The sequence below is a fragment of the Arsenicibacter sp. R0_47 genome (assembly GCF_057652235.1).
Genome location: NZ_JBYFCJ010000039.1, coordinates 42,181 through 59,649, shown reverse-complemented (window position 1 = coordinate 59,649; position 17,469 = coordinate 42,181). Strand labels below are relative to the sequence as shown.

At 48.1% G+C, this 17,469-nt stretch carries 14 protein-coding genes; 10 read left to right on the top strand and 4 right to left on the bottom strand.

What is annotated here, in order from left to right:
- The first annotated feature begins 541 nt into the window (after positions 1-541).
- The 7 genes from AC23NW_RS32855 (at position 542) to AC23NW_RS32825 (ending at position 6,890) form a co-directional block, all read left to right on the top strand.
- Positions 542-949 (top strand): hypothetical protein, encoded by a 408-nt coding sequence (locus AC23NW_RS32855; RefSeq protein ID WP_487454883.1) that lies wholly within the window; start codon positions 542-544, stop codon positions 947-949.
- 391 nt (positions 950-1,340) lie between these two features.
- Positions 1,341-2,777, top strand: a complete 1,437-nt coding sequence (locus AC23NW_RS32850; RefSeq protein ID WP_487454882.1) for a toll/interleukin-1 receptor domain-containing protein — start codon at positions 1,341-1,343, stop codon at positions 2,775-2,777.
- 20 nt (positions 2,778-2,797) lie between these two features.
- Positions 2,798-4,210: an argonaute/piwi family protein gene (locus tag AC23NW_RS32845; RefSeq protein ID WP_487454881.1), complete on the top strand. Its 1,413-nt coding sequence runs from the start codon at positions 2,798-2,800 to the stop codon at positions 4,208-4,210.
- 160 nt (positions 4,211-4,370) lie between these two features.
- Complete coding sequence (yiaA, locus tag AC23NW_RS32840; RefSeq protein ID WP_487454880.1) at positions 4,371-4,784, top strand: inner membrane protein YiaA; 414 nt, start codon at positions 4,371-4,373, stop codon at positions 4,782-4,784.
- 134 nt (positions 4,785-4,918) lie between these two features.
- On the top strand, positions 4,919-5,875 hold the full coding sequence (locus AC23NW_RS32835) for a hypothetical protein (protein WP_487454879.1): 957 nt from the start codon (positions 4,919-4,921) through the stop codon (positions 5,873-5,875).
- A 4-nt stretch (positions 5,876-5,879) separates the two neighbouring features.
- On the top strand, positions 5,880-6,320 hold the full coding sequence (locus tag AC23NW_RS32830) for an antitoxin Xre-like helix-turn-helix domain-containing protein (RefSeq protein ID WP_487454878.1): 441 nt from the start codon (positions 5,880-5,882) through the stop codon (positions 6,318-6,320).
- 168 nt (positions 6,321-6,488) lie between these two features.
- Complete coding sequence (locus AC23NW_RS32825; protein WP_487454877.1) at positions 6,489-6,890, top strand: hypothetical protein; 402 nt, start codon at positions 6,489-6,491, stop codon at positions 6,888-6,890.
- 112 nt (positions 6,891-7,002) lie between these two features.
- Here AC23NW_RS32825 and AC23NW_RS32820 read toward each other — a convergent pair whose 3' ends face one another.
- Both AC23NW_RS32820 and AC23NW_RS32815 read right to left on the bottom strand, forming a co-directional pair.
- Complete coding sequence (locus AC23NW_RS32820) at positions 7,003-7,923, bottom strand: IS3 family transposase (RefSeq protein WP_487454876.1); 921 nt, start codon at positions 7,921-7,923, stop codon at positions 7,003-7,005.
- 11 nt (positions 7,924-7,934) lie between these two features.
- Positions 7,935-8,315, bottom strand: a complete 381-nt coding sequence (locus AC23NW_RS32815) for a transposase (RefSeq protein WP_487454875.1) — start codon at positions 8,313-8,315, stop codon at positions 7,935-7,937.
- 271 nt (positions 8,316-8,586) lie between these two features.
- Here AC23NW_RS32815 and AC23NW_RS32810 point away from each other — a divergent pair, with 271 nt between their 5' ends.
- Genes AC23NW_RS32810 through AC23NW_RS32800 form a run of 3 tightly spaced genes read left to right on the top strand, consistent with a single transcriptional unit; the run spans position 8,587 to position 10,194 of the window.
- Entirely contained in the window at positions 8,587-9,123 is a 537-nt protein-coding gene (locus AC23NW_RS32810; protein WP_487454874.1) for a transposase family protein, read from the top strand.
- Complete coding sequence (locus tag AC23NW_RS32805; protein ID WP_487454873.1) at positions 9,120-9,785, top strand: transposase; 666 nt, start codon at positions 9,120-9,122, stop codon at positions 9,783-9,785. The genes AC23NW_RS32810 and AC23NW_RS32805 overlap by 4 nt, the downstream gene beginning before the upstream one ends.
- On the top strand, positions 9,670-10,194 hold the full coding sequence (locus tag AC23NW_RS32800; RefSeq protein WP_487454872.1) for a transposase: 525 nt from the start codon (positions 9,670-9,672) through the stop codon (positions 10,192-10,194). The genes AC23NW_RS32805 and AC23NW_RS32800 overlap by 116 nt, the downstream gene beginning before the upstream one ends.
- A 242-nt stretch (positions 10,195-10,436) precedes the next feature.
- Here AC23NW_RS32800 and mads8 read toward each other — a convergent pair whose 3' ends face one another.
- Together mads8 and mads7 are read right to left on the bottom strand one after the other, a co-directional pair.
- Positions 10,437-15,902, bottom strand: a complete 5,466-nt coding sequence (gene mads8 / locus AC23NW_RS32795) for a methylation-associated defense system ATP-binding protein MAD8 (RefSeq protein ID WP_487454871.1) — start codon at positions 15,900-15,902, stop codon at positions 10,437-10,439.
- Positions 15,899-17,467, bottom strand: coding sequence for a methylation-associated defense system protein MAD7 (gene mads7 / locus AC23NW_RS32790; protein ID WP_487454870.1), 1,569 nt, complete (start codon positions 17,465-17,467; stop codon positions 15,899-15,901). The genes mads8 and mads7 overlap by 4 nt, the downstream gene beginning before the upstream one ends.
- Positions 17,468-17,469: the final 2 nt, after the last annotated feature.

The following is a 17,469-nucleotide window of genomic DNA, read 5'->3' as shown; positions in this document are numbered from 1 at the left end:
ATTTCCCTTTTGGTTACCAATGAAAGTTAGTTTTTTTACTCTACTTTTCACTGGCTCACTTTCGGGGGATCAGGACAAATTCAGTACACTAAAATAGAACATCCAATTGCACGAATTAACTGGGAGGGGGTAGACCTGACAATTATATATGGACCAAATAACCAGAACTTGTCTACTATCAAGTATAGTATAGAACCTTTATATGGTAAAGACTCTGATAAATTTTGCATCGAACCACCTAATACAACAAATCAGGCAGTAGCTTATTTAAATATTCAGCAATATGCTGATCTGGAGCATAGTCTCAACACAATTTTGTCAGCCCCAATAACGGAGTATTGCCTTAACTGACCGATGTCTTAGTGTCCTGATATGTACTGAATGCCATTCGCAAACGTAAGCACTTGATCCGGCTTTAGGTTAAAACTTAACCGTTAATTCACAACTACTTTCCGGTAACACCCTTACTGGTTCACTTTTATAGTTCATACCATTAGATACGGCACACATGATGTTTGTAATATCTATAAACATTTATTTTATGAGTATAAATCGTGTCAATCAACAATTTCTTCAGGAGGATGCCCTCACCCCAGCCATCAGAATCCTCAATGACCCAATACAATCGCAATCCATCCCTTTAGATCAATGGATACCCATTGCCGAAGAAACTCACTTAATTCAAGAATTTCGAAAACGCATAGCTGCTATACTTAACAATGCTGAACATGAGATTTACACAAAGGCACTTGCGATCTCGTGTGCCTGTGATGACGATGCTACCGTGTTCTGGACCTTGTTATATCAACATAGCCGAACAGCTTACGGAAAAGCAATTACTGTCACAGCCAGGATATACGAATATCCAATTATAGCCTCCGAAATTAAAGCGATTCTTCCCTTAAATTACTCCACATTCAACGCACAAAATTATATCGCATTAAACTAATCATCTTTAAGAATCGGAATAGGTTTCGTTTTCGTTAACAGCCTGAACGCTCTAACATTAAAGGCGAACAGGTTGAACCATCTTTAACTGTAATCCTATGATGCTTCCGGTGAATCTCCAGCTCATTTACTAATAAATTTAATAAGACCTAAACCAATAGACCATATAGAAATATGGTATGACAGGCTTTTCCACAGAAAGTCCGGGAAAAAGGAGTGAAAACAGGGAGGCATAAAAGACCAAATTACTGAATGGTCTTCCTGATGCCTCCCCGTTCGGTAAACCACATACAGAACTTTGTAGTATTCGCCAATTCCTGTATGTTTGTCGATTATCGCCACCGAATAGTAACTTAACAGTTTTTTTTTACTTTTTCCCCATAAACCTTTTTGTGAGTAAGCCAATCACACCAGAGATATTTGTCTCCTATGCCTGGGAGCCTGAAAGTGAAAAGATAATTGATCAATTTGAAACTGTCTGCCTGTCGAGGGGCTTCCGTCTGGTCCGGGATAAAACCGATATTCAGTTTAAAGGTCTGATTACCGAGTTTATGAAATCAGTCGGGCAGGGGCGATTTGTTCTCGTTGTTCTCTCTGACAAATACCTCCAGTCAGAAAACTGCATGTTCGAGCTGCTGGAGATTGCCAGGAACGGTAATTTCTACAACCGGATATTTCCCATCATCACCGAGAGTGCCAGGTTTTACAAGCCTATCGGGCGGATCAGATATATCCAGCACTGGGAAAAGGAAATAGAGGAGTTAAACGAAGCTATGGTCAGTCTGAAAAGCCAGGCTGATCTGGCCGGGATTCGGGATTCCATTGACCTCTACACCCGTATTCGCGCCACGATTGCCGATTTGACCAGTATCCTCAAGGATATGAATAGTCTGACGGTTCAACAGCATATCAAAGCCAACTTTGAAGACGTATTTACGCTGATCGAGCGGGATATAGCGGCAGAAAACGAAGGAGCCAGTCCGGCTGAAGCCATCGTGGTCGCTTCAGAAAGCGATATTGCCGAAAAAAAAAAGCAGGACCGGACGATAGCCAATCTCCTGAAAGTAACGTTCCCTCAAACGATTTACGTGGCCAAACTAACGCTCAACCGCAGCGAAATCATCGAGAAGAGCTGGGAGACTGACTTTAAACTAACCCGGAAAGCGACAGATCGTAAAGTTGCCCTACGGGCACTTTTATTTACGAATGCACCCTTCGATTCCGAATTTGAGGTGTTTAACCATCTGCTCATTTCCTTTCATGATCTTGGGAATAGAAGTAAAGCGTACTCCCGGATTTCGGAAGCGGTTGAATCGTATACCGTCGAAGAATTTCTGGATTCAAACCCGGCTGTCGAATCCGTCTTTATATCGCTGCTGAACCTATGCTTTCGACAAAAAGTAAATCGAAAAGAAATCGAATGGATCAAGAGTGAGAAGTGTTACCGTTTCAGGGTAGGCCCCATCGCCAAAGAAAAGAAAATCACCTGGAAAGGAATCAAACAGGCCACCAGAACGGTCATTTTTGAACGATTCAACAAGGAAAAAACGCAGATCGTGGCGTTCAGGCATCTGGCCTTTAAAGCCACCTTCCTACGCTTTCAAACTGGATTTTATCTGGCAATTAATCCTACCTGGAGCCTCACCCGGGATGGCTGGTCTGAGTACGTGTTTGCAGCAGATGAGATTACCGCCCTCAAACGCGTGGAGAACAATGGAGCAGTCTATAATCACTTTCGATTCCTTCAGTTCTGTTTGCTCAATTCCCTGTCCGAAACCGACACCTACGACCTGTTGACCCTGGCAGAAATTGATATTAATCAAGTGTAGACTCCCTCATTGACTCAATCATGAAATTGAAATTACTTCCAGAGCCATTATTGCAATTTGGAACGAATGAATTCATTGACCCCAAAAGTGGAATCTGGCAATACAATCCCTATGATCTGGCTAAAATCCGCCCCGAAAAAATCAAAATAGGCATCATTGGGCGAAGTGAAAGCGTGGAGTCCATTCTGGGCTGGATCGAGCGTTGCAGGACGTATATCGAGCCAAAATCGTCCAAATTAAACGAACTGTTTCCCGGGTTCTGCGGCTTCAACAAGGACATCGGTTTTATGTCCGAAATCATCTATGACGAGGGATATATCCGGAAAATCAACCATTCCGAATTTGACAAATTAATCAAGGCCGCTACCGATTCAAACCAGGTCATTAACGACCTCGTTGAATTGTACATTGACGAAATCAAATTCCTCACCAAGAACAAAAAACCGGATGTGATCCTGTGCGTAATGAGCGAGAAAATCGTGGAAATCATTACGGGAAAACCGATTGAACCGGTTGAACCAGAAGAAGATACAGAGGAAACCAGTTCGCCCGAGGAGAATGATTTCAGAAGGCAGCTCAAAGCAAGAGCCATGCTTTACAATGCCCCCATTCAGATCGTCAGGGACCGCATTGTTAATCCGGGGGGAGACATGCAGGATGCCGCCACTATCGCCTGGAACTTCTTTACCGCCCTCTATTATAAAGCATCCGGCACGCCCTGGGCGTTAATAAAAAATGAAACATCCATTGTTTGCTTTGCCGGCATCAGCTTCTACCGGAGTCGGGATAAACAAACGATTCAGACGAGCGTCACGCAAATCTTCAACGAGCATGGCAAAGGGGTCATCTTACGGGGATCGCCCATTACGCTGAAAAAAGGCGACAAAGACCCTCATTTAACCGAGGATCAGGCCTTTGAGCTGATGAATAATTCCCTCAAAGAGTACTATGATGCGCTGAAGATTTTCCCTCAGAGATTGGTCATTCATAAAAGCTCTAATTACAATGAAGCCGAGATGGAGGGCTTCCGGAATGCAGCCTATGCCAACCACATCAATGCCGTGGATCTGGTCACGATCATGCCCTCATCCATCCGGTTATACGCCAACAACAACTACCCACCCCAACGAGGCACGTTAGCGTCCTTCGACGACCAGACGCATGTCCTCTACAGTAGAGGATTCGTTCAATACTATAACACCTATCCGGGTATGTACATACCCAATCCGTTAGAGATCAGACTATTTTCCAATGACGAATCGCCCGAGAAAATTTGCCAGGAAATACTCGCCCTGACCAAAATGAACTGGAACAATACCCAGTTCGATAAAAAAAACCCGATTACAATTGAATGTTCCAGAAAGGTCGGAGAGATTTTGAAATATTTGACGGAGGAGGAAGTACCCCAGATTCGATATAGCTTTTATATGTAAGCGATACCTGACGCTTCCGGAAAAGATCATGTAAGGGGCAAATACGGATAAAAAGAAGGCGATTTCCCGTAAAGATTCCTGTGTGCCATTTGGCATATAAATCTTTTGTTTTATCTTGGAGGGCATTTTGTAATTTTACGTGTATTATCTGATATACTGTATGACCAATAAACCAACCAACGCCTTTATCGAAGCCTCCTATATCGCCCCGGGGGCCGGTTTGGGCACGTATCTCATAGGCTTATGGAACTCCTCGATGGTGCTCAACGAAAAAGGCTTTTATTTTATCGTGATCCTGTTCGGGCTTTATTCGGCTGTTCTCTTGCAGAAATGCGTCCGCGACCGTACCGAGACTATACCCGTCAGTCAGGCCTACTATTCGCTGAGCTGGGTAGCGACTATCATTCCGATCCTGCTGTTGATCGTGGGTCTGTTTAATGCCACTACGCTCTTACCCAGCGAAAAAGGATTTTATGGGATTTCCTTCCTGCTGGCTCTGTTTGGGGCCATTACCGTCCAGAAAAACACCCGGAACATCCAGGCCTCAGCCGGAGGGGGTGACGCAACCATCTGATTTTCCCCGATTCAATCATGGACGAAACACGGAAACCTGATTATTATCCGCTCATAGGCCTGCTGTTTATGATCATCATGACGATTATCGTCTGGGGCGGCATTTCCCTTCTTATCTGGGGCCCCTAAACTGACATGGCACATCAGGTATTAGCGGAAGCCATTATTGCCCTCAGCCAGGCCAAAAACTGGGATAAAGCCGTCCCGGAATGGAAGCTGTTGACCATTTTCATTTCGTCACAACCCGAAACCTGCCTGTGTGGCCACTTCCCAACCAAGGAGCTTTGTGTTCTGTACAATACGACCAACCAGAACCGGGCTACGGTTGGCAATTGCTGCGTGAAGAAGTTTATGGGTTTGCCATCCGACCGGATATTCCAGTCGCTTAAAAAGTTGAATAAAGACGCCACGAAGGCTGCCAACGAAGACACGATCCAGTTTGTCTACGAACGGGGAATCATCACCCCGAAGGACTATGAGTTTTACCTTCAGACCCACAGCAAACGGAATGATTCCCTGTCGGTACATCAACGGAAATACCGGCTTGACCTCAACCGTAAAATCCTACAGGCCATTCCGCTTTATCGGGACCCCCGTAGTCCGTTTAGCTGGGCCAAACAGGCGCTGAACGGCTACGAAGTCTCAAGGGATGGCGATAAACAGTTTTCACCCCAGGCTGCGTTTCTACCAGCAGGAACGACCGTAATCATCTATAAAAATGGCATCATCCGGCCTTATACCCTCAAGCGAAGCGCCTGCCTGGAAGAGATCAATCAGGTCGGGTTACGGGGGCACAAGACGATGTATGAGGGGTTCAAGATGCCGGTGAAAAACGACATTTCACCCCAGATGCACTGGAGCCTATACCTGTCCCTCTGGCGGGTATGGGCTGGTATGAATGAGCACTTAATGGAGGAGGCCGCGTCCTGTATACTGACCAATGCGTATGCGTTTGGGGAGATCAATTCGGCCCGGGCGCTGGCCTGTCTGTTAAATGACCGGATCGGTCGGCAGTACAACAAGTCCGCTCAGGGGGCGGATAGGGGAAAGGCAGCACTCATCGAGCAATCCCATCAACGATCTAACCAGTAAGGGGATGCAGAATCCAGAACCATCGCTCCAGTCGGTACTCAGTAGCCAAACCTATCAGGCACCCCCGCTCAACTCCGATCTCGACCGCATTGTATTGATTCGCCAGGGAATACCAGTCGAGGTAGCCGTCCAGGTCGGGGAGAAGCTGTCCCTGTCCCCCCGGACAATGGCCTGGCTTTTTGGTATCAGCCCGAAAACGTATCGACAGAAACAGCTAAAAGGGGGAGTTTTGTCGGGCGCTCATTCGGAAAAAGTCATTGGGCTGGCCGAAATCTATTGCCTGGGGATGCAGGCATTTGAAAAGCCCCATGTTCTCCACCAGTGGCTTCGTTCACCGATTGTTTCGCTGCACCAGAATCAGCCCATTGAATTACTCGATACGTATACCGGGCAGCAACTCATCATTCGTGTGCTTTGGGCCATTCTGAGTGGTACGTACCTGTAACTCACCCTGAGCATTGGCTATCCGTTTGCTGAGCCGGCTGAATCGAATCAATTGGGCGATAAAAAGCTGTCTATCAATCTCCTTTTGCTTTTTTTCGAACCAGCAAAGAGGTATTTTTAAGTACAATAAATACGCCAACCCGGAGTGGGGTTGGGTAACCTACGGACAATGACTGAGACTGAAATAACGAAAGCACTTGAACTAATCCGGCAGGCCATTGCCAACGAATCGTCCGCCCCTCAGCTTGGTGCGTTGGTGAATCCGGCAACCGACGACCGGTACGGCCTCCAGCTATACCGCTGGCTAACGCTGGGCAAGGTGAAAGGCTGGTGCCGGATATGGACCAATAACCTTCGCCCCGGAACGTACATCGGCCATATGGTTTCTGAAGAGGAGGGGGGATCAGCTATGGTTGCCCAGCTCGATCAGGTAACGATGAAGGGCAACCGGGCCACTGAGTTCACGGTTACCAGAGAATTTAATCAGGGATGGAACGAAATCACCCTTGAATTCTGGACGAAGTATTTAATGGAAGGAATGTCCGCTTTTCCCGAGTACAAATGGCGTTAAATACGTTCGCTTCCTGATTCGTTTGGATACTTGATTACCGTTTTGCTGGCAAAACGGTAATTCCAATCGTTAAACGAAAACAAGGAGCTGCCCTGTTTTTTCTTGACGGATTTTAACTCATCGATTCAAGCTCTTCGACTTGTACTTTTCGATGTCTGTGACGATTTGATAACCGCCATTTTTTACGTAGCAGTCCTTCCCGGAGATGAGCCTGGGCAGGCGTTAAATAGTCGCAACTGGAGTGGGGGCGAAGCAGGTTATAGGCATTTATGGCACCTTCAATAGCAATTAACGCCTGCTCATGATTCAAAAAGCCACGATTTTCTAAGATCTCCTCTTTTATCGTCCGATTTATCCGTACGGCTATTTGATTTTCACTCGCTTCACTCTGACTGGTCATACTGATCCCGATAGCATTTTCAAGTAGAAGACTGGTATATTGACGGGAGCAGTACTGAATACCACAATCAGAATGATGGATTAATTTTTTATCCCGCTTGATTCCTTTTTGATTCAATGCCATTTTCAAGGCACTGACAGGACCCGACAACCCTAAATTCGGCTTTGATGACCAGCCAATGATCTTTTTTGAAGACGCATCGGTGACCAGACTTAAATATGAATACCCTCTATTAACAGATATATACGTAATATCGCTGACCCATAGTAGGTTAGGGCGATCAATAACAAGGTTCCCTGTCAGATTTGTATACTTGAAGAAGTGATGATGGGAAATGGTCGTTGATACTTTACGGGTTCGTCGCGGAACCAATAACTGATGTTGCTTTAATAAATCGGTAAACTTATCTCTACCGATTTTGATCCCATGTTGATGACACCAGTCTGCGGTCATTAAATGAAGCTTTTCGGCTCCGATACGAGGTAAATCTTTACGGATCAACCGTACCTGCTCCAGAAGCAGTTCATGTTCAAATAACGATTGTTCTTCTTGTTTCTGCCCATCATACCAAGCCTGGCGGCTTTTCCCAAACAGTCCGCAGAGTTCCCGCATACTAACCAGAGGATGTTGCATGCTCAGTTGACTTACTGCCTGGGACCAGACTTTTTTCGGATCGGAATCTTAAATTCATTCTTGGCAAGATTGATCACCGTTTCTAATGCTTCATTCTGTAGCTGAAGCTTTTTGTTATGTTGCTCTAATTCAGCTAGTTTCTTTTTTAAAGCAGCAAGTTCATTCGACGTTTTGGTATTCATAAACTTCAGATTCGGTAAAGGTTTATACATCCGGTTTTTATAGCGCTGATAAGATCGGTTCCAGCGTCTTAATATGGTACGTGTAATGCCAACGGCTTCCAATACTTGACGTTCTGAGTAAGCACCCATTCGATAATACTCAATAACCTGTCGTTTAACAAATCCTGTTTTGGGTTTTTCCTTGATCCCACATAATAAGCTGTTATTCATAGTCTTATAAATTAATGCCAAGCTATTTTAGGGTAATACCATGTGTTGTATAATTTACCTTATGTTAACTAAATTTAAAAAAACATGATATTGAAAGAACTTCGGTATCTAGAATTATACACCTTCAATGAACATGAGTGAGTATGTGAGTTCAGTTCAGGGTTTTGTGTGAGCTGCGGCTGTCATCATCCCGCCGGAGATGATTGTGTTGTATATTCCGTCAAAACTGGTTCTTATTCAATTTCGGTGATGAGGTGGTATTTTACCAAGTTTGGACATAGATTTGTCTCAACTTCTACCTAATCATTTTCAACTTATTAACCATACCATTGGTGAAACCGCTCTTCACATCAGCTTGATATCCACTCAGACCCTTGGTCGCTGCCCAGCCTGTCAGCTGCCGACCAATAAGGTGCATAGCTTCTATCAACGAACCCTAACCGATTTGCCTATTTGCGGAAAAGCCGTTTCGCTCAGGATTCATCTGCGCAAGTTCTTCTGCCGAAATGACCAATGTGACCGTAAAATTTTCGCCCAAACTGCATCGGAATACTTCTTTCCCTATGCTCGCCGACTAAACCGAGCCCAGCAACCCATGCAGGCCCTCGCCTTACTAACCGGTGCTCGACCAGGTGCCCGACTTTGTGAGCTAATCGGCCAGCCAGTGAGCCACTCAACTTTGTTGCGCATCAGCCGTAGTACGCCTGTCCAGGATCAGCCTACTCCCATTCGCTTGGGCGTGGATGATTTTGCATTCAGAAAAGGACGACGCTATGGCACCATTCTAACGGTTCGCCGCAGCGATTGATCTGGATCGACACCAACCCATCGATGTCTTACCCGACCGCGAGGGCAAGACGCTGGAAGATTGGTTTCGTGATCATGGCAGCGGCCAACCGTCCGGGCGTTGAGTTGGTGACGCGCGATCGCTCGAGTGTGTATGCTAATGCCATTACTATTGCCTGCCCCAGCGCCGTGCAAGTAGCCGATCGGTGGCATTTACTAGCTAACCTTTCGGAAGCAGTGGAACGCTTTCCAGATACCCAACGAACTAACATTAACCAGTCCATGTCGGCCACGCTGCTAAAAGAAGAGAAGCCAATGATCACACAACAACTGACTGAGGATAAGCTACCACCATTTATCACTTGGGAGACTGACATATCCCAACTCATGTCAACTGCCAAATTTGATTGCACTTCCAAAGGCTATGTGACCTTCCAAAAAGTTAAACAACTCCAGGCGGAAGGACACGGTATGCGGGCAATCGCCCGGCATCTGGGTGTTGCGGCATCGGCCGTCCGACAGAAACACCGTCAGGCGCTATTGGAAGCAGGATACATTCGTTCCGCGAATGGTCATGAAGCGGTCAAACTTATATCTGTACGAGGGTTATCTTCGTCGACGATGGCTCGAGGGGCAAACCTGTGTAAAAGACCTACTGACAGAGATCAAATCCTTCGGTTATAATGGTAGTTATACGATTTTAGCCAACTTTCTATCTGCCTATCCTCGGTTGGAGATAGCCCCCGTTTTACCACCCGCCCGCAAAGGGAGCAACTTTAGTAGTCGGCGTATTAGTCGGCTCTTGAATCAGTCACCCACGGATTGGTCGACCGATGAACAGGCGTTTTTAACTCATCTGCTGAACGAACACACGTCAATTCGAGAGGTATATGAACTGAGTGATCAATTTCGGCAACTGATGAAGCAAAAATCGGCCGAGGGTCTGGCCAAGTGGTGTGAGGATACCGAAAAAGTATCTGCCTATACAGGATTTGTCCGGGGCTTGCGTCAGGACTATGCCGCTGTTGAGCAGGCTTTCGTATCGGATTGGAGTAACGGCCTCCGCGGCGCGGTCAGACGGAAGGTCAAGTGAACCGCTTGAAAATGCTCAAACGGCAGGGGTACGGTCGAGCAGGTTTTGATTTATTGCGCCGACGCGTTTTGTTCCGAAATTGCACCCATCACCGAAATTGAATCTCGATTGCCGATATATATATCCTATGCGCTTTCAATCAATAAGTTAAAGCTCTGGCCATCCATAATTCACGTTAAGGTTAGCTCTTTTGCATACAGCTTCCCTTAAATCATCGATAAAAATTTCCAGAAAAAAAAACATCAAGTAATGCCTGCCTTAATCGTTGCACCACCATGTTTGGTGACACGAGGACGAATGGTAATTTTAATGGGTTGTTGACTGATTGATTTACTACTGGCTTTGGCAGCCCAAACATAAGCTTCACCAGCTTTCAGATTGGACAGTTCCTGCGCGGTTAGCCGGGCGGTGGGTTCTAGTGACCGCTGTACGTGTTTCAGCCACTGCGGTGACCGAAACTCGTGCATGACAAGGACCGAACTCAACTCAATGATTTCATTAGGCAAGCTGGGCGGGTCTTGACTGGCAATAAGTAGGCTAACACCTTTGTGCCGCATTTCTCTTATGGCCGTCACGATATTTTGTGTTAATTGACGGTTGTTCATGTATTTATGCGCTTCGTCAAAAACAATGAACTTATTAAAAAGTTGGCCGTCTTCTTGTCTGACATTGGCGAAAATGTTGAGCATGATAACAAACAAACCGAGCGCCTCATCCTGAAGAATAAGTTCATCGCGTAAATCGACTATCAACAGCCGTCCCTGCTGAACCAGTCCGCCCAACCGGGTATGATCGTCTATGTATTCATGGGCCAGCATCAACCGTGAACGGGCCTGCTCTTTCTGGGAATCATTCAAAAGTGTTGTATTGGCAATGGTATCTTCTAGCAGACCGAGGGAAATATTTTGACGAATCATTCGCATCAGGTTGTTAATCTGCTTCATGTAAAGCGATTGGTTGTCGGAAGCACCCATTAGAAACAGCCAGTCTTTGATGCTAAGCTCTTTCGAGGAAAAAGTAAGCGGTAGTACCGTCAGGCTGGGGTATTCGCGTTGACGCTCTTCCAGCTTGGCTTTAGGTACAAGCAAGACGATATCGTCAATTCGATCGGCGGTCGCACCATACTGCGCTTTAAGTTTTTGTAACTCTGTATCCCGGCTGTTGGGTTGATTCATGGCTGTAAACTCCGGTGCGTAGTCTTGGCTGTCGCTGTAATGGAAGATAACTCCGGCCAGCGGTTGAGTTAAATCATTGATGCCCTGCATTGACTTGAGGACCATTTCGGCAATGACTCCTAATGTGTAGCTCTTACCCGCGCCCTGCACACCAAAAAGGCTTATCGTATTGGTATTACTCAAACTCATAGCAACCGTCTTTTGACTCACCGTCTGCCCTAGAATACCGTACTGCCCACCCAGCTCATCATCACCGATCAGAATGTCGAAAGACGGTGGTATAGGTCGCTCCGGCACTGAAACAACCTCGTTACTGGCAGGAATATCCGTAACCAATGGTGATATGGCTGGTGCTTGCTGCTCTTCAATTAAGGGTAGGTCGGAAACAGGTAAGGTCGGATATGGGGCGAAAGCGGCTACTAACGGTACGGTGTCCTCTTGACTAAGTAGCAGTATCGGCTCTGTACGAGTGATCGAACGTACATCTTCCTGGGTATAAGGGCGTCGCGTGCGTCGCGTAAAATGATCGGCTACGTCATCAGTGATTTTGTCGGCTCGACGGCTGTTTACATCCGATTCAGGGTTAAGCAACTCCTGAATACCCTGCTGACCAACGATGAAGAAGGCTAGGTCGTGATCGGCCTGTTTGGTCTCGAATTCCTGTCGCCCCCCAAAGTCAAACACGATCCCCTTGCGATCAAAGGTGAACACGAAGCTATTATCGGACTGGCTGAGAAATTGTTCGCCAACTATCCGTTCAAGGCTGCTCAACAGCCCGTATCGAGCGGCCCGGTGGAGGTAAAACCGGAGCATATCAGCCATCTCCTTTTGCCGAATACACCGGTCAAATCGGTCGGTATCTGTACGGAACTGTCCATTCCATACCCGGATGGTGTTGTCCATCTGCTCGGTCATGCCGTGCATCAACTCATCCAATGCTCCCTGATCTAATCCAGTAGTACGTGCTTTTACCTCCAGAACCTGTATATGAATTCGGTTCTCATGCGGTAACAGTTGAACAAGCAGTAGGTCGGCCCGACTCTTCGATTCGCTAATCAACTTATCGTTAAAAAGATACTGGTGCAGGTCAATAGGTACCAGTATCTGACTTTCCAGCACTCCTTTTTTGGCCAAAAACCGTTTAGTAAGCCCAATGCCAATCGTTTCCAACACCCGGTTCGGATTGCTGTTGAGTTGCAGAATAAGGGTGCCCGAAATAGTGCGGAGGTCTTCCAGCAGTTCAGTAGCCAGTCCCGGTGTCAGGTGAGGGGCTTGGCTAAACCGGGCCAATGGAGGGGCCACCAGATGTTCTACTTCTTCATTGGGTTTCGTAGTCAGGTACGTATTCATGCTTAGCAGCCGCTCACCTGGAATGTAGTCCAGCAAGAACGGAAGCTGATCGCCCTCCTTGGGTAGGTCGTACAGCTCAGGCCCAAGGTGATGATCGAAAGTAATGACCCAATCGCTGGCCTGATGCACCAGATTTAGCAACACCTGGTCCTGATTCGAGAGCGTTAACTGAGTGGCTGGTAATGAGGTCTCGCCCATACCAGCGCCGGCGCTGAGGTAATAACTAATCAGCCGGTTCAACGTGTCGAGGCTGTTGGCAACGTTTGCCGCCAGCGGGCCGCTCACTCGTTCGTTGGAAGGAGTGATGAACCTGGCCCACTGATAGGTTGTCGTTTCGTGACTCACGCGCACATCGACCTGTGGTTCCACAATCAGTCCATTCAAATAATACGACTGACTATTAGCGGATGGCTCACTGATAAAAGTGCGTAGCGGAAAAGGATTAATGAGAAAACTTAAGTGAGCATCATATGCGGTTGGGTTTGTCAGATAGTCATCAACCCGGTTCACACTAACTCGAAGGCGAGGGTGTAGCCGGTCGTCGGTGGTTCGGGTAAATGCTTCGGCCTCCTCTGAAATGTTGGCTTCAGGGTTCAGCAAGCGGATGATGCCGTTTCCGTGTTGAACCAGCCGGTCGGCTTTGCCACCGATAGCTCGGTAAAAGAATCGAATCTCATACCGCAAGCCACGGAACTGAGGATGTTTCTCTAATTCAACCAGAGTGCTGGCAAAGACCTGACCTTCACCTGCGTTGAACAGGTTGATATTTATCTGCTCGGTGTAGGGATGTAGCTCTATGTAGTTTTTCAGATGATGGAGCACCACCTGCTTATCGACGTCATTTTCGGTCTGTTTACGCCCTGTGATATTGAACAGCCGTTGGATGGATTGCAGCAACAACCGATTGCGCGAACTCATTGACTCCAGATCGCGCTCGACAGGTACCGAACGGAGGTACAGCCCCCACCCATAGGTCAATTCACCAATGTATTCGTGGCTATACTCGTTATCCACGCCCGCCAGTACCAATGGCTGGTTAGACGGGAACAGACCACCGAAGAAAAGAGCCTGCACCGAATCAGTCCAGTAAGCGATTCGGTTGGGTACGTCGACAGTTTGATCTTCCCATTGTTGAAACTGGTCGAGCAGTTGTAGCCACCAGCCCAGACGGAGCGGATGTAAGGGAGGTAACAAACAAGCTGGCACGGTCTCTTGCCGCAGCAACGTAGCCTGTAGTTCGATTATATCGAGGTGTTGCACGGCATAACATATATCAAACAAGGTTCGGCGGGAATTATCATCCAGTGTAGCCGCTTGCTCAACCTGCGCGTAGAGGGTTGCGATTAATTGCTGATAGGCCGCAACGTAGTCGCCTACTAGGTCTCGGTGCTTGTACAGCTCAAACGTCTCCCATATGCCGTCGTCGGTGGGTAAATCGCTTCGAATCGTCTCAAACAGCCGCACACGGGCTTCTGTGAACGAGGCAGCCAGCGGATGGTCGGTTAACGGACCCATGCTCAGCACGATGGCTCCACGCTCCAGGGCTTCCGAGCCGGTGAGCTGCACCCGGCACATACCCAGTTGCGTAGGATGCTCAAGGAGTTCGGTTTCGATTTGCCGAAGCTTAGCTGACACCTCCACCTGATACGTAAATCGCGGGTCAGCGTAACGAGCCACAAACACATTCGTTAACGTCTGTTTGTTCGACTCTAACCACTTCCAATCTGTTTCGTCGCGTGCTACCGAGGCGGGTGTTTCTTTGGCTCGTAATTGGACCAGCCGGTGGTCAAAGTAGCTCTGCAACACGCTGGCAATGCGTTCTTTTCGGTCGAGACCCGCCCGCACTTCGTCGTCTACGCCTTCCTCCTCGTCTTTGGTAAACAAAAAGCTGGGCGAGTCGCAGGTTAATTTGCCCTTATAGGGCGTTTTGTCGGGTGCGATGCCTTCCCGTTCGCATCGGGCTTGCTCAGCTTCCCACTCTTGTTGCAGACCCCGATTCTGGAAAGGATCGTCCGTATTAAGTTGTAAGTTGTTTTTGTCAAGGGCCATGACCCGAAAGAAGTAATTGTCTTCGGTATCGATGACGCTGGGGTCGAGCGTGAGTTTGCGCGTCTGGTAATCGCGATTCGATTTTGAACAGGCAAACCTGCCCATGTGATGCACAAATTCATACTCGCCAGCCCCAGCATGACGCATCAGGCTAACCTCGAAATGCGTTAGTTCAGGTTCTTTGCGCGGGGCTGGTACGGTCGTGAATTTCAGTGTAACGTCGGCTTTCTGATCGGCGGGACACAGGAGCACGTAGTCACCGTTGCTATCCTGCCTGAGTTGGCCTTTACTGCCTTTGAGGGGCATTAAGGCTAATACTTCAACTCGCACATGCCGGTGTTGCTCTAAAGGCGTAACAGTCCAATAACCAAAATTTAGCGCCGGAACCTGTTCATACACCTGTCGGCCGATGGACGAGGGCGTTCGTAATTCGGGGTGCTGGTTTAAAAATTGGGCTACTGTTTGTTGCAGCGCCGGATCACTCACGGGCAGTTGCTTCACACGGTCATAAACCGGCAGGCTGAACGTCGTTAGCGTTTGCATACACTGCTGGTTATAGACCAGTCTGTTCTTTAGTTGGTCTATGTGCTGCGTCAACCGATTGTCTGGAAGTAGATTTAGGTGGAACAATAGATTGCCTACGTTCTCGCCCGTTTGGCCCCGTTGGAGTAGGTCAATCAGGTAGGTGTTGAACTCGCCCGCCGTGTGCTGACGACCAATCTGTTCCAGCAGGGCATCATAATACGGCTTGAGCTGTGGTGTAAGTTGATCCTCCAATCGGATCATCAGCCGCACGTCTATGTCGTCGATGGGCAGTTCTTGGAACGTCGCGCTGCCGAACGAATCTTCGGCAGCTGTACGCAGTGTAGAGGGGCACAGCACCAGCAAAGGACGCTCTTCCTGGTTCCGAAGCTCGATAAGTTTTGTTGCCGTGATATAGGGAGCTTGATTACGGTCGGCATCGAGCAGGAACGTATCGAGCGTGGGGACATCTGCACAGAAGCGGCTGGCTAATTGCGTTAGAATACCGTCGGCTACGCCCGATAGCTTCATACAATGACCGGGCTGGGCTTCGCGCAGTTCTTCGATGAACGTAGCGTAAATAATATCGGTGATGAAGTCGGCGTAGGTCATGAGTTCAGGGCGTAGCGTGGACGGATTTTTTGCATGATATAAGCATCACTCAGGACGGTGTAGAAGCCAATCTGTCGCAGTTTGTCGCGGAAGGCCCGCAGGTTATTCCGAAAGGCCTGGTGAGTTTCCAGGTCGGCGTTCTGAAAGCGTGGGGTATCGATTCCACTAACCACTAACCCATAACGTTCGTGCAGCCACGTCAAAAACGTTTCCATGGAAACGGGTTCGGTGCGAAAGCCGGTTTCTGTCGGGGTCAGTACACAGAGTTGCACCAGCATTTCCAGCAGTTTCGTGCCCATCACAAACCGGCGTTTGCCACTACGCGTACGTGCCCCTACCAATAGGCCATTCTCGCTGTTTTTCAACATGAGCGTATCCAGCAGCTGTACGAGATCACTGTGCCAGAAGCCTCCCCGAGCTTTCAACATAACAGCCAGATACCGTTGAATATCATCAGTCTCGTAGGCCGTAATGTCGCGAATCATGTCCTGTTCTTCCGGTCCGTTGTCCTTATGTTCTTCAATGCTCCGCAAGGCCGAGCGCGTATCGGCCAGAAAATCGGGACTGGGGTTACGTAAGGCGGCCAGTGCCTGAGACAGGTGGGCCGAGTTGGTAGTGGTGAGGTTCTGGTTGCGCAGCGATAGGTTGATGGCAAAGGTTGCCCGGATATATTCCAGAATTGAATCGTACATAGCCTGTGCGTCGGCAGTGGCCAGTCGGGCGGCTCCGCTTTCAGGTTGGTCGGTCAGATCAACGACCAGGGAGAGTGACGTGTCAATGTCGGTTCGGCCTTCGCGCACCATCTGGGGCAGAAAGCGTACTACCTTCATGGTGTACAGGCTCAGGTGAAAGGCCGTAAGGGTTTTGATATACTCGATCAATACATGCCGGGGTACTACTTTCTGGTATTGCAGCAGGCAGTGTACGTCGTCGCAGTACCGTTTAGCATCGGATGGCAACAACGGACGGACCCGCCCAAAGATATTTTCACTGTCGTCATACGCTTTGACAGTGTTGTTCTCGATCAACCGCAAAATGCCGATACTGTCCACATCAATGCTGCGGTTGTTGGTGATGCTGTTGCCATTCCAGCCTTCGTCCAGGAAGTCAGTCAATTCCTTTTTTACGTCACTATCTTCGTTCAGAAACGAGTACACCTGCTCGGAAGTGAAATAATCGCGGGTATGGCGGGCATTCCGAAACGTGAAGCTTTGCAGATGGATAGGCCGCAACGTAGCGAAGTTCTCGGTTTCACGTCCCCGCGATACGAGGTCGGTCAGGTTGCTGCGGAGCCACCACATTACGGCATCGGGATAAGTTTTTGCCCCGCTAATACGTTGGGGGTTGGTCGTCTCGATGTCCTGTAGCTCCTGCACCAGCCGCGCTATGTCAATTTTTTCAGAAGCCCGACGCGGCCTTAGTTTCGGTTTGCTGCCTTTGTATCGCAGCAGCACGAAGAGGTTGGTCATGGTCCGGTCAATGTCGATGGTTTTAGGGTCGATAAACGTAAGCAGCTCGTTTCGGAACTCGCTCTTGTTCTTAACCGAAGGTATTTTGATTGGCATGA